Origin of the sequence: Mesorhizobium newzealandense (assembly GCF_042682145.1) — a bacterium.
Classification (GTDB): Bacteria; Pseudomonadota; Alphaproteobacteria; order Rhizobiales; family Rhizobiaceae; genus Mesorhizobium; species Mesorhizobium newzealandense.
In genome coordinates, this window is the sequence record NZ_JBHUGZ010000012.1 from 189,210 (window position 1) to 209,946 (window position 20,737).

A 20,737-nucleotide genomic window follows, 5' to 3' on the forward strand; every position below is an offset into this window, starting at 1 on the left:
GCGAGCCCTCGGCCGCCCGATCGCCGCGCCAATGCTCGCTATCAGAGCGGGAAGAGCTTTCTTCCCGATAGGGTACGCCACGATCCTGTCGCTGGGGCGGGAGCTCGCCCCTTTGCGAGTCTCCGGCCGCCCGATCGCCGCGCCAATGCTCGCCATCAGAGCGGGAAGAGCTTTCTTCCCGATAGGGTGCGCCACGATCCTGTCGCTGGGGCGGGAGCTCGCCCCTTTGCGAGTCTCCGGCCGCCCGATCGCCGCGCCAATGCTCGCCATCAGAGCGGGAAGAGCTTTCTTCCCGATAGGGTGCGCCACGATCCTGTCGCTGGGGCGGGCGCTCGCGGCGCCAGGGCTCATCCCCGAAACGCGAGGGGCCTTCTTCCCGATTGAATGCGCCACGATCCTGTCGCTGAGGCGGGCGCTCGCCCCTTTGCGAGCCCTCCGCCACCTGATCGCCGCGCCAGGGTTCATCCTCGAAATGCGACCAGCCTTCCTCCCTATCCAACCCGCGCCGCCTCCCGCGTGCGCCAACTGATGGATGAGGAGACGCGTCCCGCAGGATATCACTGGTGCGGACGGGTCCGCCCTCTGGATTTTCATGGTCGGAACGCATCCGCTCCATGAGTGAATTGAACTGTTGGCCACCTTGTCCAGAGGCAGGACCGCGGGCCCCCCCTATGTCCTGCGCGCCCCCAGCTCTGACTTGCCCACTGTACAAGCCACCACGTCGACCAATACCCGTCATAGCCAACCCCGAGTGCAAATGAAAATACAATTGCGCACGGTCATTCCTGTCGCATTGCACGCTGAGGGTATCATCATACTCGTGGTATCTGACGGAAGCCTGACTAGACCTCATGTTGGACGAGTATCGCAATAACCTGGCGAGAGATTTATTGCTTTGCGCGGCAACCGCCACTGGCGCCTCACAGGTCGGCATGCGGGCAGGACGGGATGAGGTGGCTATGAAGGATCGACTGGATGACATTCTTCAACCGCGATCTTTGCCTGACGATCTGATTGCGCCGCGTCACTTGCCGGCGCAGCGCCTGTGTCGGCTCGTCCGGAATCCAGACTTCTGGCAGGAAGCCTGCTGTCGCCAGAACGCCGGCATCGATCGTATCCGTCTTGATCTTGGCATAGGCAATGATGCGCACCTGCTTCGGGTTTGCGATCACCACTTCTGTACGTGCGGCGCGACAACCGCGGCGGCCGAGGACGCGTTGGCAGTGGCCTCTATCACCACGATGTCGCTCGGCGCCAGCTTTGCGGCAAACGCCTCTAGCAGTCGCGCCGCATGTCGACACGGCCCAGCCGCCTGAGCCTGCCGTCCTCCCACGCCACCGCCTCGGCGAAGGCGCGGTGGATATCCAGTCCGATGATGCACATGCCTGTTGCCTCCTTTCTGGCTCGGTCAAGAACGGGAGCTGGCGGGCAACACGACATCTACTGATCCGCGCTCGCAGCGCATCCGGGAAAGTCGCGAGGGGCGGCCATGTAACGAGCTCGGGCTCTCAGCCAACGGTCTAAAGACGGCCTGCCCGCACCTTCGTGCTCCCGGTGCCCCAGGTCCCGGATGGGCTCACCATAAGGCCGTTCCAAACAAAGAAACAGCAGGACGAATAGGCACCGCAGATCACATACCGGATAACGGCCAGGTCGAAAGAATGAACCGGACTATCAAGGATGCCACCTACTACGAGAGCCACGATCAGCTTCGCCAGCACCTTGCAGACTTCGTCTCCGCCTACAACTTCGCTCGTAGGCTGAAGACCCTCAACGGCCTCACGCCTTACCAGTTCATCTGCGAAGCTTGGGCCACAGAACAACAACGCTTCAAGCTAAATCCGCTCCAGCAAAATGCCGGGACTAAACACAAGGCTATGAGCAACTTGCGGGCGAGCGCTACGATCATCTTCGTTTTGCGTGCGGCGGTCGGACCTTCCGTTCGCGCCCGGTACCATTGGGCCAGAGCGCTATCCTTCTGGAACCGCAGAAAGCGCCAAGCAAGCTGGATCAGGCCGCGACGGACGCGGGCGTTACCTGCCTTCGCCAGTCCCTTCTGGCGCCGCTTAGAGCCACTTTCGTCGGGCGCGCCGGTCAGGCCGGCATAGCGCGCCACAGCCCGCCGGTCGCGAAGATTGCGGGAGAGCACCTCCTGAACCAGCATGTCTGCTGTCTCGATGCCGATGCCGATAATGCTGGCGATGAGACGCACCATCGCGTGCGGCCCCGCCGCCGGCTCCTGTTCGAGACGCGCAAGGCGGGCCTTCTCGATCGCTTTGATTTGCTCGCAGACCATGGCGAGCCGGGCCATGTCGCGCCGGAGTTCATCGATCGTATTGGGTAGCAGTGGCAGACCGTCCGGTGTCCGCAGCCCGTCAAGGCGCTGTACTGCCTTTCGCAATTTGGGATTGAAGCTGCGGATCCCGAGCCACGCCAGGATCGCCTTCATGCGGTTGATGATCCGCGTGCGCTCGCTGACCAGACTTTCCCGCTCACGGCTTGGACGCCTGGCATCCTCTTCCTCGAGCGTCGGAACTGCGACCATCCCGCAATGCCCACGCTCGCCGCGTAGCCAGCCCAGGAAGACGCGCATCAGCATCGCCGTGTCCAACCGATCGGTCTTCGCCCGACGATGTTCGCGCGACACCGCGACGCTAGTCGAATGGACGACGTGCACCTCGATGCCGCGCCTCTCCAGCCACCGCGCCAGCCAGAACCCATCGCGCCCGGCCTCGAAGGCCAGCGCAATCCGTTCGATTGCATTGCCCACCTTGACCGCCTCGTCACGCCACCGCTCCACCAGCCGCAGCAAAGCAATAGGATCAGGCTCCAACTTTTTCAGAGGCAAGCGTTCAATGCCGGGAACCTGTCCCGCCGCCAACCAACTCGATTCACTCATTTCAACAACGACGATTACGCTGCTATTTTGATCAAACGGGACGAGCGAACGGCTCAGATCGTCAACCTGGGTCAAACTCAGCGCGCGCGCAGCCAGTTCCTCTTGCGTCAGGTCCTGCTCATGGCCGCGAGGGGAAGGTGGGCGGCCGAGACCGCCCGGAGCCGGCAAAGCAGATCGGGCTCGGTCCATCGCGAAGCAGATCCTGCGGTCTCGGCCCGCCGGACGCCTTGTTGAAGGATTCGACTTGAGGACGTTTCTCGCTGAAGCTCCCCTTATCGTGACCTATCGGTGGCGAGAACGAGGAACCTGTGCCAGCAGCTGGCAGGGATCGACCTCCAGAATCTCCGCTAGTTCTAAAAACTCAATGACGTCCAAACGACGTTCACCGCCCTCATACTTTGCGACGAAGGACTGTGGGCGGCCCAGCGCCTGCGCAACCTGGAGCTGGGTCAGGCCCTTGTTCTTTCGCGCCGCAATCAGCTGTTTCAGCATCTGGCGCTGGCGAGATGATCGAAGGGATTTCGGCATTTTGCGAACCGGCCATGAAGGAACCGGCTCGCCGACTAATCCCAGTTTCGGAGTATCCCATTTTAGGATATTGACCGGGCGTCAGGGCGGACGCGCGATCGTACAAACCGAGAGAGAGAATTGGGAAACAGATCGCGCCTCGAGCCTAATGAACCCGTTATCGACGAAGTCCCCTGGTCGGACAGTCTCACGGCCTACGACAGGGAGCATTTCACGATCTACATGCGGCTGCTGGACGCATCGGCCGACAACGCAAGCAAGGAAGAGATGGCGCAAGTCATTCTCGGCCTCGATCCGGTATGCGAACCGGAGCGAGCCCTAAAGTCGCTTGACAGTCATCTGCGACGTGCAAACTGGATGGTGAGGACGGGCTACAAGGCAATGTTCGGCAGCTGACCATTTGCTCGGGTGCGCCACACCGCATTTTCAAGTGAGCAGGTCCTTGTATCCATCGTTCATGAGGGCATGGCCGCGGCGTATGGCGCGACGGATCAGGTCGCGCAGATGATCGCGCGGATCTGCCCAATCGGCCCTGACGCGCGCTTGGCCAAGCAGGGCTTCGGCGATGACCCGGTGCGTTGCCCCCGACAGCGACCCATCGAGCGCACGAAGGACGAAGCGGAGACGTCGGCCACGCGCCTCCGCACGAAACAGGGTATTCGGCAGCCGTCCGCGCATCGCCAGGCTGTTGAGGCATTCAAGTGCCCATAGCCGATGCTTCGCCTGCCCGGCCGGCCAGATCGCGTCGACCTGCAGGCGCACGCGCTGAGCGACTGTCGCACCTGAAACCGCGAGCTGAAGATGTCGCTCAGCAGGGCGCAACAGAACGTGCTGGCGGCCGTTGCCTGCCAAAAGCACCGTGGCACGACATGGCGGCGCCGTCAGATCGAAAGCGGGCGGCGCGGCCGAGGAAGATGCCGGTTCGGCGGTGATCGGCAAGACGTAGGGACATTGGCGTGGACACCAGAATACACGCGCATCAGGCCGCAAGGAGTCCGCGAAACAAAACGCCCCACCGCGTCAGGTCGGCGCGCGACGCGATGATGTCGAGCGACCTTGGACTGCCCAGCCATTCGGCCCCCTCCAGTGCCTTGGCCAGATCGTTGCGGAATGCCGGATTGCGCCGCAAGAACTCCCAGGCCCACTCTCGCCGCGTCAGACGAAACGTATGCTGGTACGCCCTATCATCGCACCAGTCCGGCCAGTCGGCTCCGGTGTCCTCCACCGACCTCATGGACAAGCCCCACGGACAAACCGACCAGGCATCACATCGCGCCGCAGGCTATTGGCGCCCACAGAACCGGCCCATGGAAACCGCCATTGCGCCGAACGGAACCAAGCGTCTCGGCCGAGACGTCGAGATATCCGGCCACCGCGCGGGTTAGGCCGATCGCGTGCGGTTCGCCGATCCGCTCAAGCGGCCAGCCGGCGCGGCGCAGGATGCGCTCCATGCGCAGATCGGTGACCGTGACAATTCGCTCGAGACTGCATGACAGGCCGAATTCGATGATGCCGGCGAAGAGTTCGTAGGTGGCGACAGCCACGCCGCCGGCGCCCTTGGGGGTCGATGGCTGAAGATCGAGGGCAAAGCGGCTGCTTTCCCAGATATCCGGCTCGCTGGGCGCTGCCTTGCCTTCCAACAGCTCGGCAAAAGTGTTGCCCAGCATGGTGGGTCCGGTCGACGGAAGCAGCCGCGCGCATCCCTCGACAGCACCGCCGAAACCGCGCAAAAGGAGATAGTTCGGTTTCAAGGAATCGAAGCAATCGATCTCGTAGCGGCCGTTCGTCGGCACCTGCCAGTCCAGCCGCTCCTTGAAGACGCGGTAACGCAAGCGGTGCATTTCATGAAGTTCGTCGACAAAGTCGCCATAGCAATCGGGTGTAACAAGCTGAATCACGCTGGGCCTCCTTAAAGGGATCACCCTGGCATTGGAGGCGAACCTTCGGCACGAAGCATCCTGTGCAACTGTACAGGGTAAAGCTGCTTGTCAGAAAAGATCGTTGTTGGAAGCCGAAAGCTGCATCACGGCTTGCATGACTGTGCGCACGCCGAGCTTCTTCCTGGCATTGTCCAGATGATACGCGGCTGAACGGCGCTTGACGCCCAGGATACGGCCGGTCTCCCACGCTGACTTGCGGCGCGCCGCCCATTGCATGCACTCATATTCCCGCAGCGTCAGCGCAATACCACTTATCACTCGATCGGTAACAAGCTTGCGACGAATGTGAATATGGAAACAGGTCGCCATGAGTTGAAGCGCCTGTTCATAGCGCTCGGCGGCGAGCAGGAACGAGCGATTGGGTTCGTCAGCGGCAAAGGTCACGGCCGCGACACCGCCCCGGCGTTCGACAATCGCAATGGTCACACCGCAGCGGTCGGCTGTTCGGGAGCTGGTGGTTGAGGCGAAGCGAACCGTCCGGGTCGGCGCGCGGAAAGCGACCAGAGCGCGTTGACCAACGTCAAGCCGGCATCGCCGTGATCGCAGTTTTCCGCGCACCGAGCAAGCGGATGGGCCATCGGCTCGCCAGCGCTCGAGCTGGACGGCCGCGCAGCCGGTCCCCGCCATCAGCCGGGCAGCATTATGGAAAGCATGCTTGGCACCTCGTGCTGGGGGTCGAAAGGCAAGTCGACTGCCGTCAGTGCTCGTTTTTAGCCTGCTCCCGGCGCCAGGCATGCATGATCATCATGTTACGGCGTAACGCCGAGGGTGGCTGGCGGGCCAAGCAGCACGATGCCGACGCTGTCACCGACAAGAACGATGTCTCGCGGCGCGCAATCAACCAGCTTCGCGCTCGCCCTGCCCGCAGGCCAACCAGTGGCGTTCCGCGCCTGCGGGAACGAATATCCGGAGGTGTGATGGCATTGCGTCCCGACCGCGCTCGAAGGTGCCTTCCCTCACGTTACCGCCGGCCGGTGTCGTGTTTGAAGCCCATTGGTGCAGCTGGGAAGAGCTAAAATCACGCAATTGGTGGTGTTGACGCTCCGGCAGGCATGATAAAGATTGATTAAATCGATTGAGTTCCTTCGCGGCGGGGTTGCGACCATTTTGGGGAACATGGACGCAAAAGACACCAGAAAAGCCCGCGCCGGACGCAAGGCCAACGACGTCAAGGCGGATCTGATCGCTGTCGTGGTCGCGGTCACCGATGGGCACCCTTCCGTTCTCACCATCGGGCAGGCCAATGCACTTCCGTCGGACCCGTTCGAGTTCGATCACCGCTCGCTGCAATCGGGCCTTCGGGCATGGGTCGAACAGCAAACCGGTCAGCCGCTTGGTTACATCGAGCAGCTCTACACATTCGCCGACCGCGACAGGATCGGCGCCGAAAACCCGCAACGTGTGATTTCGATCAGCTATCTCGCACTCACCCGGCAAGAATATGCCAGAGACTCGGCCAAGCCCTGCTGGGGGAGCTGGTACGATTACTTCCCGTGGGAGGACCATCGCTCCGGCACGCCGCCGGTGGTGCTGGATGTTCTGCGCCCCCGTCTGATCGAATGGGCGCAAGGCGCGCCAGAGGTCGAGGCGCGTCGCGAGCGCCAGCGGCGGGCAGCAGTCGCTTTCGGCTTCGACGATCTGGGCTGGAACGAGGAGCTCGTTCTTCAACGCTATGAGCTGCTCTATGAGGCTGCGTTGATTGAAGAGGCGGCTCGCGGCGGGCAGCATGCGGGTGCCCTCGCCCCGATGCCGGGCAGATCGATGGTCGCCGATCATCGCCGCATCCTGGCAACAGGTATTGCGCGGTTGCGCTCCAAAATCAAATACAGGCCCGTCGTGTTCGAGCTGATGGCGCCGGTTTTCACGCTTCTACAGCTGCAGCGAACCGTGGAGGCGCTCGCCGGCAGGCTCGTTAACAAGCCGAATTTCCGCCGCCTGATCGAGCAGCAGGAGCTAGTCGAGGAAACAGGCGAGACCACCACGGAAACCGGCGGGCGGCCCGCCAAGCTTTATCGCTTCCGTCATGCCATTCTCGACGAGACGGTCATAGCTGGGACAAAATTGCCGCTGGCGCGGTCTTGACATCCTTATAGTCGGTGTAGAAATATCCCCTTATAACCAGATTGACTATAATTGGAGGCGCCGATGACGCGGGCGTTACCTACGGCCACCTCCCTATACGATCGCGTCAGCCGCGTGATTCCGTCAATCGAATGGTCGGCCTTCAGCGACGACATCGACGCAATCCTGGGGCTGAAGCGCCAACGCAACGCCGTCATCCTGGCCCACAACTATCAGACGCCGGAGATCTTTCATTGCGTGGCCGACATCGTCGGCGACAGCCTGGCTCTCGCCCGCAAGGCAATGACGGTCGAGGCGCAAGTCATCGTGCTCGCAGGCGTGCATTTCATGGCTGAGACGGCCAAGCTGCTCAATCCCGACAAGACAGTACTCATCCCGGATCTCGGCGCCGGCTGCTCGCTGGCCGACTCGATCACGGCATGGGACGTGCGGTTGATGCGTGAGCGTTATCCGGGAGTTCCGGTTGTCACCTATGTAAATACGTCCGCCGCCGTGAAGGCTGAGTCCGACATTTGCTGCACCTCGGGGAATGCGCTGGCGGTGGTGAAGTCGCTCGGCGCGCCTCGCGTGATCATGTTGCCCGACGAATATCTGGCGAGAAACATCGCCGCGCAGACAAAAGTCGAGATCATTGCCTGGAAGGGACGGTGCGAGGTGCATGAGCGCTTCGCAGCGTCCGACATTCAAGAGCTGCGCGAGGCCTATCCCGGCGTAACGGTGCTTGCTCACCCTGAATGTCCACCGGAGGTCGTGGCGGAGGCAGACTTCGCTGGCTCGACGGCGGCGATGTCGGACTACGTCGGACAGCACAAGCCAGCGCGTGTGATGCTCATGACGGAGTGCTCGATGAGTGACAACATTGCCGTCGAACATCCGGAAATCGAGTTTGTACGCCCCTGCAACCTGTGCCCGCACATGAAGCGCATCACGCTCGCCAACATCCGCAGCGCGCTCGAAGAAAACCGTCACGTCGTCACGATCGATCCCCATGTTGCTGAGCGGGCCCGTTGGGCTGTGGAGCGCATGCTCTTCGTATGACGCAAGAGATGCGTGACATTGGCGGGGCGCCAGTAATCATCGGCGCGGGCGTTGCCGGCCTGGTGACGGCGCTTCATCTGGCGCCGCAACCAGTCGTCCTTCTCTCCACGACCCCGCTTGGAACGGACGCCTCCAGCACGCTGGCCCAGGGCGGGCTCGCGGCGAGCGTCGGCGAAGACGACAGCCCCGAACTGCACCTCACCGATACGCTTGCCGCCGGCGATGGGCTTTGCGACGAAACGATGGCCAGGCGGGTGGTCGAGGCCCTACCTAACGCAATCGACCATCTCATTCGTCTGGGTGCTCCTTTCAACCGTGCGTTGGATGGGAAACTGCGGCTCGGCCTCGAGGCGGCGCATTCGCGCCGCCGGATCGTGCACGCCGCCGGCGACGCCACCGGCCGCGAGTTGTTCCGCACGCTCCTCGCCGCGATCCGGCGGACACGTTCGATCACGATCCTGGAAGGCGTGACAGCCCTTCGCCTCGTGGTTGCGGAGGGCGGCATTGTGGGCGTGTTGGCGGCCCGACATAGCGGTACCTTCGCACTGCCGACGCGACGCGTGGTGCTTGCGACCGGCGGCATCGGCGGCCTATTCAACGATACAACGAACCCACTTGGCTCATTCGGGCATGGTCTGGCGCTGGCTGCCTGCGCAGGCGCCGAGCTTGCCGATCTTGAATTCGTGCAGTTCCATCCGACCGCCCTCGACAGCCCCCGCCGACCAATGCCGCTTGTAAGCGAAGCCGTACGCGGCGAAGGTGCAGTGCTCGTCGACGAACACGGTCAGCGCTTCCTTGCCAATACGCCCGGCGCCGAGCTCGCCTCGCGTGACGTGGTCGCGCGGGCCATCTCCTGTCAGCTCACCGTGGGACGTCGTGTCTATCTCGACGCCCGGCAATGCCTCGGCCAGAAATTCGCCAGACGCTTTCCGGCGATCGACGCGGCTTGCCGGCAGGCCGGCATCGATCCCGCCATCGAGCCGATCCCGGTACGCCCGGCCGCGCACTATCACATGGGTGGCGTGGCCGTTGACGCTGAAGGGCGCAGTTCCGTCTCCGGCCTGTGGGCATGCGGCGAAGTTGCATGCACCGGGCTGCACGGCGCCAACCGGCTGGCCAGCAACTCGCTTGCCGAGGCGGTCGCAACAGCCGCGTGGGTAGCGGCAAGCGTCGGTGGCACTTGCGCCGGCTGGCAGTGGCCCAGGCTTCCTTCAGCCGGTCCCTTGCGACCTGACCCTTCACCCCTACGCCAAGTCGTCTCGAATGCGCTTGGTATCATCCGCAATGGCAAGGGGCTACGCCAGGCCGTGGCGGCTCTGCTGCCGATCGCCGTTGGCGAGACGGCGGCGGCCGACCCGGGACTAGTGGCGATGTTGATCTCGATTGCGGCGCTTCGACGTGAGGAGAGCCGCGGCTCGCACCACCGATCCGATTTCCCCGGGCGCGGTGCTGCCGCCCTCCCCTCGCGACTGACGCTCTGCACAGCCTTTGAGAATGCCGTCGCGCTCAGCTGGCAAGCATCCGAACGGAGCTGTTGATATGACTTCACTTGCACCGCTTCCCCAGATCATCATGGAACCCATCGTGCGCAGTGCCCTCCTGGAAGATCTGGGCAGAGCTGGCGACATTACGAGCGACGCAATCATCCCAGCCGATTGCAAGGCGACGTTTGCGTTGAATGCCAGGCAGGCTGGCGTTGTTGCCGGGCTCGATCTGGTCATGTTTGCCTTCCTACTGGTCGATCCTGGGATCAGCATACAGTTGCGGTGTCCCGAGGGTGGCAAAGTGTCGGCCGGAGAAACCATCGCGATGGTAAACGGGCCGGCGCGCAGCCTGCTAACGGCCGAGCGGACGGCGCTCAATTTCCTCTCCAGGCTGAGCGGCATTGCGACGGCTACCGCCGCGCTGGTGGATGCGGTACGCGGTCATAACGCAAAGATCGTGTGCACACGAAAGACGACACCCGGCCTACGTGCTCTGGAAAAATATGCGGTGCGCGCTGGCGGCGGCGCCAATCACCGCTTCGCACTCGACGACGCCGTGCTCATCAAGGACAACCACATCGCCGTTGCCGGCGACATCCGCACCGCAATCGAGCGCGCGCGCGGCGCGATTGGCCACATGGTGAAGATCGAGGTCGAGGTCGACACGCTTGACCAACTCGAGATGGCGCTTCAGGCGAGCGTCGACGCCGTACTGCTCGATAACATGTCCCTCGAGGATCTTGGCCAGGCCGTGGCGATGGTCGGCGGCCGGGCTATCACCGAGGCGTCGGGTCGGGTGACACCGAAAACGGCTTCGGCAATTGCGGCGACCGGCGTCGACCTTATCTCGGTCGGCTGGCTTACCCACAGCGCTCCCATCCTCGACATTGGCCTGGACATGCCAGCCAACCGGAATTGTAGCAGGCATCTGAACTGAGGGAGAGGACATGAACCGGAACCGCAGGAACTCCTTTGGCCGCAGACTAACTTGCGCCAGCACGTCCCCAGTTCCACCGACCGTCGACGCAAGCCTGCTAGCTGCACGACCACACAGTTAAACCGGCGAGGCGGGAGTGACGGGCCAGGAGCAAACAAAAGACTGCGTGGACGTACTTGGCTCTATCATATGCCGGCTCGACGAACTGCGCCAGATGGCGGCCTCCCACGGGCTGGAAACACTCAGTTTTCTACTGGACGTCGCCTTCACCGAATCCTGTGACGCGATTAGAAGGGAGCGTTCCTCCGCTCAAGGCGAAACAATGGATGCAGCGGTCCGCGCTGACGACGTGAGTTGAGCCATTGCCGGCAGCAGCTGGGGTCTTCTGTTTTGAACGAAACCGGTAATCGCCTTTCCACACGAGTACTTCTGGCTGGGCCAAGGGGATAGGTTTGTCGATCGGCAAGGCGGCGGCCCGCGGCCGCTGAGCGAGCGTGATGTGACGTTGCTCGCCGACCTCGCGCGCCTCGTCGAGCCCCGCGACGCAGGGCGATCCGGAGCGTCCGCTGCTGTGGGTGTCGAAGAGCCGCGACAAGCTGGCGTCGGCGCTCGTTGACATGGGCCACGCGATCAGCCCCAACAGCGTGCGCAAACTGCTCACCGAGCTCGGTTTCTCGCGCCAGTCCAACCGCAAGGCGGAAGAAGGCTCCAAGCATCCCCACTGCAACGCCCAGTTCGAGCACATCAACGCCAAGGTCATCGCGGCGCAAGCGGCGGGCCAGCCCGTCATCTCGGTCGAAACCAAGAAGAATGAGCTCGTCGGCAACTTCAAGAATGGCGGAACCGATTATCGCCCGAAAGGCGACCCGCACCGCGTGAACGTGCACGACTTCGAGGACAAGAAGCTCGGCAAGGACGACGTGAGCGCCAACGCCGGCTTCGTCAGCGTCGGGCTCACGAGCGATATGGCCGAGTTCGCCGTGCAGTCGATCCGTTGCTGGCTCGAACGGTGCGCGCGTGCGGCTCTGGAACGTCGGGCTGCAAAGGCTTGCCGACGAGACGGGGCTGGTGATCCGCGTCCACCTCTATCCGCCGGGCACATCGAAGTGGAACAAGGTCGAGCATCGGCTGTTTGCTGTTCTGCCACATCACGCAGAACTGGCGCGGCCGGCCACTCACGGATCGCATAGCAGTGGTCGAACTGATCGGCGCCACCTCGACAAAGGCCGGTCTCAAAGTCGAGAGCGCACTCAACACGCGCAGCTACCAGAAGGGTGTCAAGGTCAGCAATGCCGAGATGAAGCGCCTCGACATCACAAGCGATCAGTTCCATCCTGAATGGAACTACTCAGGCCAGCTTCAGCACCTTCGCCTGACGCACCACAGGCAGAGTGTGGTCGCGGTCGATCATCGCTTTGCGCTCAGCAGGCCGGCCTTGCTGAGCGCGCCGGACAAAGAATCATTCTCCAGCGCCAGCTCACCGATCTTGGCGTGCAACGCCTTCAAATCGACCGGCGCCTCGCTCGAACCCGCCTTGTCCTGCCCGAACACGCCCGCGGCGCCTTCGAGCAATTGGGTCTTCCAGGTCGTAATCTGGTTCGGGTGAACGTCGAACTGCTGCGCCAGCTCCGAAAGCGTCTTCTCCCCCTTTACCGCGGCCAACGCCACCTTCGCCTTGAATGCCGGTGATGCGTCCGGCGGCTTCTCTTCGTCATCTCAACTCCGGATTCCCGGCGAGAATCCTCGCCAATCTCAGGCAGAAAATCCACTTATGCCACTGTCCGATTTTGCGGAGCCAGCTCTGTCCCCACGGCCCCGGCCATCGAACTCGTCGCGATGATGATGCGCTGGGGTCGGCATCTCAAGCAGTGGAAGGCCACGACGCTGGCCGACTTCGCGCGCGTGTCCCTGTCCACATTCGAACGTGTCGAACGCGGTGACAAGGTCAGCGACGAGGCGCTCGATCGGATTGCGCAGGCGATCGGATCGCGGGCGGCGCGATCTCTACAACGACATTCTGAAGTGCGTGGCCGAGCTCGAGCGTCGCGGGCTCCGTATTGTCGGTCGTCATGCAGGCGCCGCAGCCGGGACTGTCGGGCTGGAAGGTGGCCATTATCTCGGCGACGCCGCGGCTCACCGATCCCGGCGCGCCCAAGCGCCGCCATGTCCTAGTCGACCGCTGCTGCGTCGCGCTGCCGGCAACCGCGCTGGACGGCTAGGCAATGAGGGCCGCGCGTTCGGCGATGAACTGGGCGATCTGGGCGGGCGAAAAGCGGCGCGCATCGACATAGCCGTCGGTGCGGAACACGCCGTCGACGGCGCCGTCGTCGACGCGCACGAACATGACGCGCTGATCCTCGCGCGCCATGATGATCTCGCGGATGGCCCTGAACTCGACGCCGCACCAATCCTTGCGCTGATAGTCCTCACCGAGGAAGACGACGATCAGTTTGGACCGGTTGCGGTAGATGTCCTGGAGCAGGGTGTCGAGCGAGGGCCGCGCGAGCTGGGACACGTAATTGTTGTCGTAGAAATAGGCGTTGGGGCCGATGCGCGCCTCAAGCTCGCGGGCGACCTCTTCCACCAGCCGACGCGCCTCACCGGGGAAGGAGAGGCCGACATCGAAATTGTGCCGGGTAATGTCCACGGCCCGCCCTGCCTGCCGGGTCCATGACGGCAGCATGATGCCGCGTGCGGCGTGCAGTTCCTTGGGCAGGTTCACGTCCTTGACTGCCCAATGGGTGCGGTTCATTTCCCAGTTGCCGATGTCCAGCTCAAAACTAAGGGAATCGAAATCGGCCGCCGCGAGGAACGGATCGACCGGGATGATCTCGTATTCGATCCGCACCTGGCCGCGGCGCACGGTGACCTCGCGAATGAGGCCAAATTTCGGGTCGAGCTTACAGCCAGCCTCGTAGGCGAAGATAGAGGGCAGGCGCTTCAGCTCCTTCAGCGCCACTTGGTCGAGCGAGCCATACTGATCGGCGATCTGCTCGTCCGTATATTCATGGTGGCGGACGCAGCGGCTGGCATCAAGCACACAGGGATCGCCTTTCCACTGGTCTGACCATCCCGAGACAAAAAGATTGTACATAGCTTGCTTTCCAGGTGATGTCTTCGAGTCAGGGCAGAAGCCTCGTGAGGAAGGCCGCGAGCGCAGATTCCACGCTAGCAGGATCTTCGTCTTCGGTTTTCCATATTGCGGCTAACAGGCGACGCTCCAGGCCTGATGAGCTCGTTGGCAGCGATGATCGTGTCGGCTGAATGGTTTCTCGCGCACAGTCAGTTTGGAGTTCTCGGCAAATCGTGCGCCTACCTGTTGATGGTCCCCTGGAATTTCTCAATTCTGGAAAGAATGTCGTCGAATGACGGCGAGGTGTCATCGAACATCATCGGCGCCATTGCCCGATAATCCGCTCTGAGACGGTTGATCCGGGCTTCGCTTGGCATCAGCCGCAAAGTGCCTGGGCGCGCCGTATCGTAATTGGCCCAGCCCGAGCGAAAGAATGTCGCCTTCTGCTTTGCCACGGTTGCCAGCAGCTCGAGATCAGCGGCGGCAGCCTTGCCCTCGTCGGAGTCGAGCATCATGGCGAGGTCATAGTAGTGGCGCGAGAAATATTGCGGGGTCGCCCACTCTGCCGGACGATGGGCTTCCGCGTGCAAGGCAGTGGCTTTTTCCCAGAAGGTGCGCCATCCAGACAGGACCGTGACGGTCGTATCCGGATGTTCGAAGAAATCGGGAAAATCGTCGGCCGCGTAGGGGCGAATGACCTTCTTCTCGGCGGGCCATGGATCGCCGCGGGCGCCGAGCTCAAGCTTAACCCGTGGCGTGATGTACGCCATGCCTTGATACTCGGCCGTCGGAAGCACTACTGGGTAGTGGAAGTTCAGTGTCTGCGCGTCGGCTTCATCGATCGCTAACGACCACTCGTCGTGCTGCGGTTCGCCGAGTTCTTGGACGATCGCGGAACGAAGGGCAAGAAGCAGCTTGTCGGCTATATGCTTCTCAACATCTCCCACCAGGTCGTCGATGAGTTGACCTGATTTCTTCCGGCTGATGCCCTCCTTTTCTGGATCGCGATCACCTGTGTAGCCGAGATCGGCCCGGTCGAAGGACAAATCGATGTCCTCGGAGAAACGGCGGATGATGCCAAAGGCCTTGGACAGGGACGTTCCGCCTTTGAAGACTAGGCTGGCTGCGGCGTCCTCCGGAAGACCGAACAATCGTTTCAAGGTCCAGCAGACCCAGAAGTCCTTCTCGATGATCGTGTTGGCGACGCCGCGCCCGGCACCAGTTTCGCCAAAAAGCGCTGCCCGATCACTCGGCGGTAGAAGGGCGACCTTATCCATTCGCTGCGTTCGACGCTGTGTTGCCGATCGAGATCAGTGTCGGACGCATCCAGGCGGGAGCCTGAACTGCGTTGGACGCGAGTAGCCTCTTGTCGCTGGCCGACAGCCGGCGCGCGGCGAGCTGAGCCACATCGGCGGCCCGCACCGGCCCGACGTGGCGAAGTGCTTGGACGACTGTTCCGGCAGGACTGCCCGGTGCGATCAGATGCTTGGGCGAAGCGTGACGCAAATCGACCACGCGCTTACCCAGCACGATCCGGCGCGAGGGCCCGTCCGTCAAATAAAGGCTCTTTGCGGGAACCTGCGTCGAGAGGCCGAGCGCATTGGCGGCGTGCGCGCCGGCGATCTGCGCCTTTGAACCAGTCTCCCGCGCGAGCGCACGCGCGACATCGTCGGGAGCCGGTGAAAGCTGGCCCAGCTTCGGATGGACCTTCGGATAGTCATAGAGGCCACGCGCCAGGCGGCGCAGCTTTCCACTCTTGACCAAGCGGGAGAGGGCCTGATCGAGAGCAGCGCGCCTCGCGACGTCGAGGAAGTCGCTGGGCGTGAAAACACCGCCACGCCCGCCGGCGCGGGCGCGGCGCATGACCCGATCGGGAACTGATGTCATGGCCGTTTTCATGCGTCAGAAAATAGGCTATCTTTTTCTGACATTCAAGATGCAAAACGTGCGAAAGGGGCAGAAAGGGTGTCCCGACAACCCCCACGTGGCTTGCGAATGCCGTCGCGGACCTCATCCTCCGTGAGAACTTGTCCATCGCCCTGAGCTTGCACTGAATTCCAACATGATGCGACGGATCGCCATAGCGTACGCCAAACAGATCAACACCATTCCGCCGCTGGCCGCGCCTGCCGTTCCTCGGAACGTTGGGATCGCCGAGCAAGCTTCGCCATAGCGCGACAGAGGTAAAATTGATTGTAATTATGGTCGTCATTCACTCCCCTGATAGGTTCAGACGGGTTTCAGGGCCTAGATCCAGGGCCCGGACTCATAACCAAGGCCGACGATCGCAGCGGTGCAGACCGCCGCTGGGTAATTTGACGGCAAGAGGCTCGCATCGTATCGCAATGAGCCGGCAGAACATGCGTTCGACGGCGTTTCGGTCGTGGTAGAGGACAGGCGAGAGGCAGTTCTGCCATCGCCGGCCGCCTTTGGCGCGATGGCCGCGGGGCTTCGATCAGGCGGCGGGTCGCGTCCGAATCATAACGCTTGTCGGCCTGCAGGATCCGGGTGTGTGGCAGACGTTTCAGTGGCTGGGCTCCCCTCCAATCAGCGACCTGGCCGCCGATGAGCTTTAAGGCGGTGGAACGACAGGCCGGTCGCGTCAATAGGTCGTCTCCGTCTTTGCTGGATCGCATCATGTTCAAAGGTCGGCATTTCCTCCTCCAGATGCGTTTTGCCCTGGTGGTTTGAATATTGCGCCTTTATGCCTACCGTTGATGGGTCGAAAATACGAACCTCCGAACTTGCCTGGCGGTTTGGACTCGTGTTATTTTCCCCTACCAATGATAGGTCGAAAAAACGAAAAAATAAACCAGCTTCATCGCCTGCTCCCCGAGGGGCTAGTGGTCGATACTGCTTGGCTGGATGAATACGGCTACCGTCGGCAGTGGCGTGAAAAATACGTGGCGCAGGGTTGGCTCGAAGGTGTCGTCCGCGGCGTCTATCAGCGACCGATCGGCAACGTCGAGCAGACCATGGCCTGGCAGCGCGTGATGATCTCGCTCCAGCGACTTCTCGACAAAGCCGTGCATGTCGGCGGCCGCAGCGCCCTCGAACTGCAGGGCCTGACCCACTACCACCGCTTTTCGGGCAAGCCTAAAATCCACCTCTATGCCTATGGCAGCCTGCCTGGCTGGGTCCAGCGGATACAGACCGACGCTCAGTTCGTCGAACACAAGGCAGACAAGCTCTTCGATGCCGACGCACCTGGAAGGACGCGCATTGTATGGGGACATTGGGGATGGGAGCTCGATGTCTCCGCGCCGGAGCGAGCACTTTGCGAGCTTCTTGACCTTCTCCCATTCCGGGAGACCTTCCATCAAGCGGACGTTCTAATGGAGTCGGTTCGCACTCTGAGCCCGAAGCGGGTTCAGGCAGTGCTGGAAGCATGCGGCTCCGTGAAGGTGAAGAGACTGTTTCTCTGGTTCGCCGAGCGGCACGCCCATCCGTGGTTCGGCCGGCTCGATCTCAAACGTATCGACCTTGGTCGTGGCAAGCGCCAGATCGTGGTCGGGGGTCGGCTGGACAGCAAGTATCAGATCACTGTGCCGGAGACACTCGATGCCGGCGTCTGAGGCTTACCGCGCGCAAGTCAGCCTCCTCGTTCGGGTCCTGCCACTCGTTGCTGAGGAGGCTGTCTTTGCATTGAAGGGTGGCACGGCCATTAATCTCTTCGTCAGAAACCTTCCGCGCCTGTCGGTCGATATCGATCTGGCCTATCTGCCGGTCGAGGATCGCGCGACTTCCCTCGCCAATATCGACGCTGCGATACGACGCATTGCTGGTCGAATAGGGAAGAATGTGCCGCGTAGCCGCACCCAGGTAGTGCCGCTGCACAGTGATGGCGCTGCCACAAAGGTGCTGATTGCCTCCGACAGTGTACAGATCAAGATCGAGGTGACGCCTGTCATTCGTGGCTGCGTTTACGCGCCCGAAACGCGGGCGGTTTGCGACCGAGTTGAAGAGCTCTTCGGCTATGCCGAGGTGCCTGTTGTGTCCTTCCCGGACCTCTATGCCGGCAAGATAGTCGCGGCCTTGGATCGGCAGCATCCGCGAGATCTGTTTGACGTCAGGGATCTGCTCGCGAATGAGGGCGTGTCCGATGAGCTGCGGCGCGCCTTCATTGTGTACATGCTGAGCCACAACAGGCCGCTGGCGGAGGTTTTGGCGCCGACGCGCAAAGACCTGCGCCGGGAGTTTGACGCTGGATTTGCTGGCATGACGGAAGAGCCCGTGACCCTGGAAGCGTTGTACGATGCTCGTGAAGCTCTAATCGCCGAGGTCGTTGGCAAGATGCCTGCCGAGCACCGGCGTCTTCTCCTATCCTTCAAGGCCGGCGAACCTGACTGGAGCTTGTTTGGTGTGCCCGGAGCCGCGGAACTGCCGGCAGTGCGCTGGAAGGTCGACAACTTGGCCAAACTTTCCAAGGGCCGGCGCGAAAAGCTGCTATCAGATCTCGAGCGGGCGCTCGCGAAATGACAGAAGTGGGATGCGTAGGGACGTCGAAGTGAACGGAGCGGGGCGAGGGCGACGACATGGAATTGTGCTCCGCAGTGGTTGGTTCGCAGACTGCGGAGCTGGCCATGTGGAGTGCCAGGGGTCGGCGCTTCAGAACAGGGCGGAGCTGAGAGGTTAGGCCATGGCCCGTCTCTTCGTCGGTGTTACGGACAAGGCCTGGTTCGATCAGTTGAGGCGCCTTGGAGCGCGGTCGCGTGGGCAGAAATCCTGCATGAAGGAAATCCGCTCTCGGTTTCGTCATTCACGGCGTGTTCGGCGCATTTCGTCACGCTTCGGTGCCAGCTGGCGCTGGCTGACAGGGGCGCTCGACGCAAGCATCGCGCGGCATGGGCCTTGCAGAACGAAAAAGGGCGGCATCGCTGCCGCCCTTTTTCGTATCTGAAGGCTGAATGGGTTCGATTAGAAATCCAGGCTGCCCCTCAAACCCGCTTGCGGGTTGAGCATTGTCAGTTGATGGCGTGCTTTATGGAGTTCTCATTGCGAATGATCTTATCCGAAAAGTCTGCAACTTTTCGGGAACATTCGTCAATTAGAAGTCCATGCCACCCATGCCACCCATGCCGCCCATGCCGCCGCCGCCCATGCCGCCAGGCATGCCGCCGCCAGCCGACTCCTTCTTCGGAGCCTCCGCGATCATGGCTTCGGTGGTGACGAGCAGGCCGGCGACCGAGGCCGCGTCCTGGAGAGCGGTGCGCACGACCTTCATCGGATCGACGATACCCATGGCGATCATGTCGCCGTATTCGCCGGTCTGGGCGTTGTAGCCGAAGGTCGCGTCCTTGTTCTCGAGGATCTTGCCGGCAACGATCGAGGCTTCAGCTCCGGCGTTGGCCGCGATCTGGCGGGCCGGAGCCTGCAGCGCACGGCGCACGATGGCGATGCCAGCGGTCTGGTCGGAGTTGGCGCCGACCGCCTTGATGCTCAGCGAAGCGCGCAGCAGGGCGACGCCGCCGCCAGCAACGATGCCTTCTTCCACGGCCGCGCGGGTCGCGTTGAGGGCGTCATCGACGCGGTCCTTCTTTTCCTTGACTTCGACTTCCGTCGCACCGCCGACGCGGATCACCGCAACGCCGCCGGCGAGCTTCGCCAGACGTTCCTGCAGCTTCTCCTTGTCGTAGTCCGAAGTGGTCTCTTCGATCTGCTGCTTGATCTGGGCGACGCGGCCCTGGATCTCGGCCTTCTTGCCGGCGCCGTCGACGATGGTGGTGTTCTCCTTGGAGATCGACACCTTCTTGGCGCGGCCGAGCATGTTGAGGCCGACGTTCTCGAGCTTGATGCCGAGGTCTTCCGAGATGACCTGGCCACCGGTGAGGATGGCGATGTCTTCCAGCATGGCCTTGCGGCGATCACCGAAGCCCGGCGCCTTGACGGCGGCGATCTTCAGGCCGCCACGCAGCTTGTTGACGACCAGCGTGGCCAGAGCCTCGCCTTCGACGTCTTCCGAGATGATGAGCAGCGGCTTCGAGGTCTGGACGACGGCTTCGAGAACCGGCAGCATGGCCTGGAGGTTGGAGAGCTTCTTCTCGTGCAGGAGGATGTAGACGTCCTCGAGCTCGGCAACCATCTTGTCGGCGTTGGTGACGAAGTAGGGCGAGAGGTAGCCGCGGTCGAACTGCATGCCTTCGACGACTTCGAGTTCGGTCTCGGCGGTCTTGGCTTCCTCAACCGTGATGACGCCTTCGTTGCCGACCTTCTGCATCGCTTCGGCGATCATCTTGCCGACCGACTCGTCGCCATTGCCGGCGATGGTGCCGACCTGGGCGACTTCCTCGGAGGTCTTGATCTTCTTGGCGTTCTTGGTGAGGTGGGCGACGACTTCGGTGACGGCGAGATCGATGCCGCGCTTCAGGTCCATCGGGTTCATGCCGGCGGCAACCGCCTTGTGGCCTTCCTGGACGATCGACTGCGCCAGAACGGTCGCGGTCGTGGTGCCGTCGCCGGCGATGTCATTGGTCTTCGAAGCAACTTCGCGGACCATCTGCGCGCCCATGTTTTCGAACTTGTCCTCGAGCTCGATTTCCTTGGCGACGGTGACGCCGTCCTTGGTGATGCGCGGGGCGCCGAACGACTTGTCGATGACGACGTTGCGGCCCTTGGGGCCGAGCGTGACCTTCACCGCGTCGGCGAGGATGTTGACGCCGCGCAGCATGCGCTCGCGGGCATCACGGGAGAATTTTACGTCCTTGGCAGCCATGTTTAGCTCCTGGCAGGGGCTCGCAGAGAGCCCGAAGATGAAGA

At 62.3% G+C, this 20,737-nt stretch carries 18 protein-coding genes and 6 pseudogenes; 10 read left to right on the top strand and 14 right to left on the bottom strand.

Annotation, left to right across the window (positions count from 1 at the left end):
* Nucleotides 1-923: 923 nt before the first annotated feature.
* Nucleotides 924-1,383, bottom strand: a pseudogene (locus ACFSOZ_RS17350) (IS110 family transposase); the annotation flags it as partial.
* A 230-nt stretch (nt 1,384-1,613) separates the two neighbouring features.
* Between ACFSOZ_RS17350 and ACFSOZ_RS17355 the strand changes: the two are divergent.
* Nucleotides 1,614-1,844: pseudogene (locus ACFSOZ_RS17355) on the top strand (integrase core domain-containing protein); the annotation flags it as partial.
* Here ACFSOZ_RS17355 and ACFSOZ_RS17360 read toward each other — a convergent pair.
* Together ACFSOZ_RS17360 and ACFSOZ_RS17365 are read right to left on the bottom strand one after the other, a co-directional pair.
* On the bottom strand, nt 1,787-2,974 hold the full coding sequence (locus tag ACFSOZ_RS17360) for an IS110 family RNA-guided transposase (RefSeq protein WP_245331278.1): 1,188 nt from the start codon (nt 2,972-2,974) through the stop codon (nt 1,787-1,789). The pseudogene ACFSOZ_RS17355 and the gene ACFSOZ_RS17360 sit on opposite strands and share 58 nt — an antisense overlap.
* A 207-nt stretch (nt 2,975-3,181) precedes the next feature.
* Nucleotides 3,182-3,427 (bottom strand): helix-turn-helix domain-containing protein, encoded by a 246-nt coding sequence (locus ACFSOZ_RS17365; protein ID WP_095090258.1) that lies wholly within the window; start codon nt 3,425-3,427, stop codon nt 3,182-3,184.
* A gap of 120 nt (nt 3,428-3,547) precedes the next feature.
* On the opposite strand from ACFSOZ_RS17365, the gene ACFSOZ_RS17370 reads away from it, so the two are divergent.
* The gene (locus ACFSOZ_RS17370) at nt 3,548-3,823 is read left to right on the top strand and encodes a DNA -binding domain-containing protein (RefSeq protein WP_095090259.1); all 276 of its coding nucleotides are present in this window, start codon (nt 3,548-3,550) and stop codon (nt 3,821-3,823) included.
* Between the two features lie 30 nt (nt 3,824-3,853).
* Here ACFSOZ_RS17370 and ACFSOZ_RS17375 read toward each other — a convergent pair whose 3' ends face one another.
* The 5 genes and pseudogenes from ACFSOZ_RS17375 to ACFSOZ_RS17395 all read right to left on the bottom strand — a co-directional run bounded on the left by ACFSOZ_RS17375 (nt 3,854) and on the right by ACFSOZ_RS17395 (nt 6,582).
* Nucleotides 3,854-4,249, bottom strand: coding sequence for a DNA -binding domain-containing protein (locus tag ACFSOZ_RS17375; protein WP_379100194.1), 396 nt, complete (start codon nt 4,247-4,249; stop codon nt 3,854-3,856).
* Between the two features lie 157 nt (nt 4,250-4,406).
* The gene (locus tag ACFSOZ_RS17380) at nt 4,407-4,661 is read right to left on the bottom strand and encodes a transcriptional regulator domain-containing protein (RefSeq protein WP_143748885.1); all 255 of its coding nucleotides are present in this window, start codon (nt 4,659-4,661) and stop codon (nt 4,407-4,409) included.
* Between the two features lie 31 nt (nt 4,662-4,692).
* A complete protein-coding gene (locus ACFSOZ_RS17385; RefSeq protein WP_378924216.1) occupies nt 4,693-5,325 on the bottom strand; it encodes an acyl-homoserine-lactone synthase in 633 nt (210 codons plus the stop codon).
* Nucleotides 5,326-5,415: 90 nt separating this feature from the next.
* Nucleotides 5,416-5,799, bottom strand: a pseudogene (locus tag ACFSOZ_RS17390) (helix-turn-helix transcriptional regulator); the annotation flags it as partial.
* Between the two features lie 405 nt (nt 5,800-6,204).
* A complete protein-coding gene (locus ACFSOZ_RS17395; RefSeq protein WP_378988326.1) occupies nt 6,205-6,582 on the bottom strand; it encodes a hypothetical protein in 378 nt (125 codons plus the stop codon).
* Here ACFSOZ_RS17395 and ACFSOZ_RS17400 point away from each other — a divergent pair.
* The 5 genes and pseudogenes from ACFSOZ_RS17400 to ACFSOZ_RS38740 all read left to right on the top strand — a co-directional run.
* Nucleotides 6,484-7,449: an NUDIX hydrolase gene (locus tag ACFSOZ_RS17400; protein ID WP_378924218.1), complete on the top strand. Its 966-nt coding sequence runs from the start codon at nt 6,484-6,486 to the stop codon at nt 7,447-7,449. The two genes, ACFSOZ_RS17395 and ACFSOZ_RS17400, sit on opposite strands and share 99 nt — an antisense overlap.
* A 63-nt stretch (nt 7,450-7,512) precedes the next feature.
* A complete protein-coding gene (nadA, locus tag ACFSOZ_RS17405) occupies nt 7,513-8,487 on the top strand; it encodes a quinolinate synthase NadA (RefSeq protein ID WP_095090264.1) in 975 nt (324 codons plus the stop codon).
* Complete coding sequence (locus tag ACFSOZ_RS17410; RefSeq protein WP_378924220.1) at nt 8,484-10,025, top strand: L-aspartate oxidase; 1,542 nt, start codon at nt 8,484-8,486, stop codon at nt 10,023-10,025. The genes nadA and ACFSOZ_RS17410 overlap by 4 nt, the downstream gene beginning before the upstream one ends.
* 1 nt (nt 10,026) lies before the next feature.
* Nucleotides 10,027-10,908, top strand: coding sequence for a carboxylating nicotinate-nucleotide diphosphorylase (gene nadC, locus ACFSOZ_RS17415; RefSeq protein WP_095090266.1), 882 nt, complete (start codon nt 10,027-10,029; stop codon nt 10,906-10,908).
* A gap of 454 nt (nt 10,909-11,362) precedes the next feature.
* Nucleotides 11,363-12,259 (top strand): annotated as a pseudogene (locus ACFSOZ_RS38740) (ISAzo13-like element transposase-related protein); the annotation flags it as partial.
* Here the strand turns inward: ACFSOZ_RS38740 and ACFSOZ_RS17435 are convergent.
* A pseudogene (locus ACFSOZ_RS17435) lies at nt 12,260-12,623 on the bottom strand (transposase); the annotation flags it as partial. It abuts the pseudogene before it with no gap.
* Nucleotides 12,624-12,965: 342 nt separating this feature from the next.
* Between ACFSOZ_RS17435 and ACFSOZ_RS17440 the strand changes: the two are divergent.
* Nucleotides 12,966-13,127, top strand: coding sequence for a hypothetical protein (locus tag ACFSOZ_RS17440; protein ID WP_378926217.1), 162 nt, complete (start codon nt 12,966-12,968; stop codon nt 13,125-13,127).
* Here the strand turns inward: ACFSOZ_RS17440 and ACFSOZ_RS17445 are convergent.
* The 4 genes and pseudogenes from ACFSOZ_RS17445 to ACFSOZ_RS17460 form a co-directional block, all read right to left on the bottom strand.
* On the bottom strand, nt 13,124-14,002 hold the full coding sequence (locus tag ACFSOZ_RS17445) for a toll/interleukin-1 receptor domain-containing protein (RefSeq protein WP_378926219.1): 879 nt from the start codon (nt 14,000-14,002) through the stop codon (nt 13,124-13,126). The two genes, ACFSOZ_RS17440 and ACFSOZ_RS17445, sit on opposite strands and share 4 nt — an antisense overlap.
* 218 nt (nt 14,003-14,220) lie before the next feature.
* Complete coding sequence (locus ACFSOZ_RS17450) at nt 14,221-15,258, bottom strand: nucleotidyl transferase AbiEii/AbiGii toxin family protein (RefSeq protein ID WP_379100196.1); 1,038 nt, start codon at nt 15,256-15,258, stop codon at nt 14,221-14,223.
* Nucleotides 15,251-15,844 (bottom strand): DUF6088 family protein, encoded by a 594-nt coding sequence (locus ACFSOZ_RS17455; RefSeq protein ID WP_379100198.1) that lies wholly within the window; start codon nt 15,842-15,844, stop codon nt 15,251-15,253. Before ACFSOZ_RS17455 ends, ACFSOZ_RS17450 begins: the two co-directional genes overlap by 8 nt.
* Before the next feature lie 384 nt (nt 15,845-16,228).
* Nucleotides 16,229-16,587 (bottom strand): annotated as a pseudogene (locus ACFSOZ_RS17460) (transposase family protein); the annotation flags it as partial.
* A gap of 138 nt (nt 16,588-16,725) precedes the next feature.
* On the opposite strand from ACFSOZ_RS17460, the gene ACFSOZ_RS17465 reads away from it, so the two are divergent.
* Both ACFSOZ_RS17465 and ACFSOZ_RS17470 read left to right on the top strand, forming a co-directional pair.
* Entirely contained in the window at nt 16,726-17,556 is an 831-nt protein-coding gene (locus ACFSOZ_RS17465; RefSeq protein WP_379018035.1) for a type IV toxin-antitoxin system AbiEi family antitoxin domain-containing protein, read from the top strand.
* Nucleotides 17,543-18,460, top strand: coding sequence for a nucleotidyl transferase AbiEii/AbiGii toxin family protein (locus tag ACFSOZ_RS17470; RefSeq protein ID WP_378926225.1), 918 nt, complete (start codon nt 17,543-17,545; stop codon nt 18,458-18,460). The genes ACFSOZ_RS17465 and ACFSOZ_RS17470 overlap by 14 nt, the downstream gene beginning before the upstream one ends.
* Before the next feature lie 568 nt (nt 18,461-19,028).
* On the opposite strand, the gene groL is transcribed toward ACFSOZ_RS17470, so the two are convergent.
* Entirely contained in the window at nt 19,029-20,693 is a 1,665-nt protein-coding gene (gene groL / locus ACFSOZ_RS17475) for a chaperonin GroEL (protein WP_379100200.1), read from the bottom strand.
* Nucleotides 20,694-20,737: the final 44 nt, after the last annotated feature.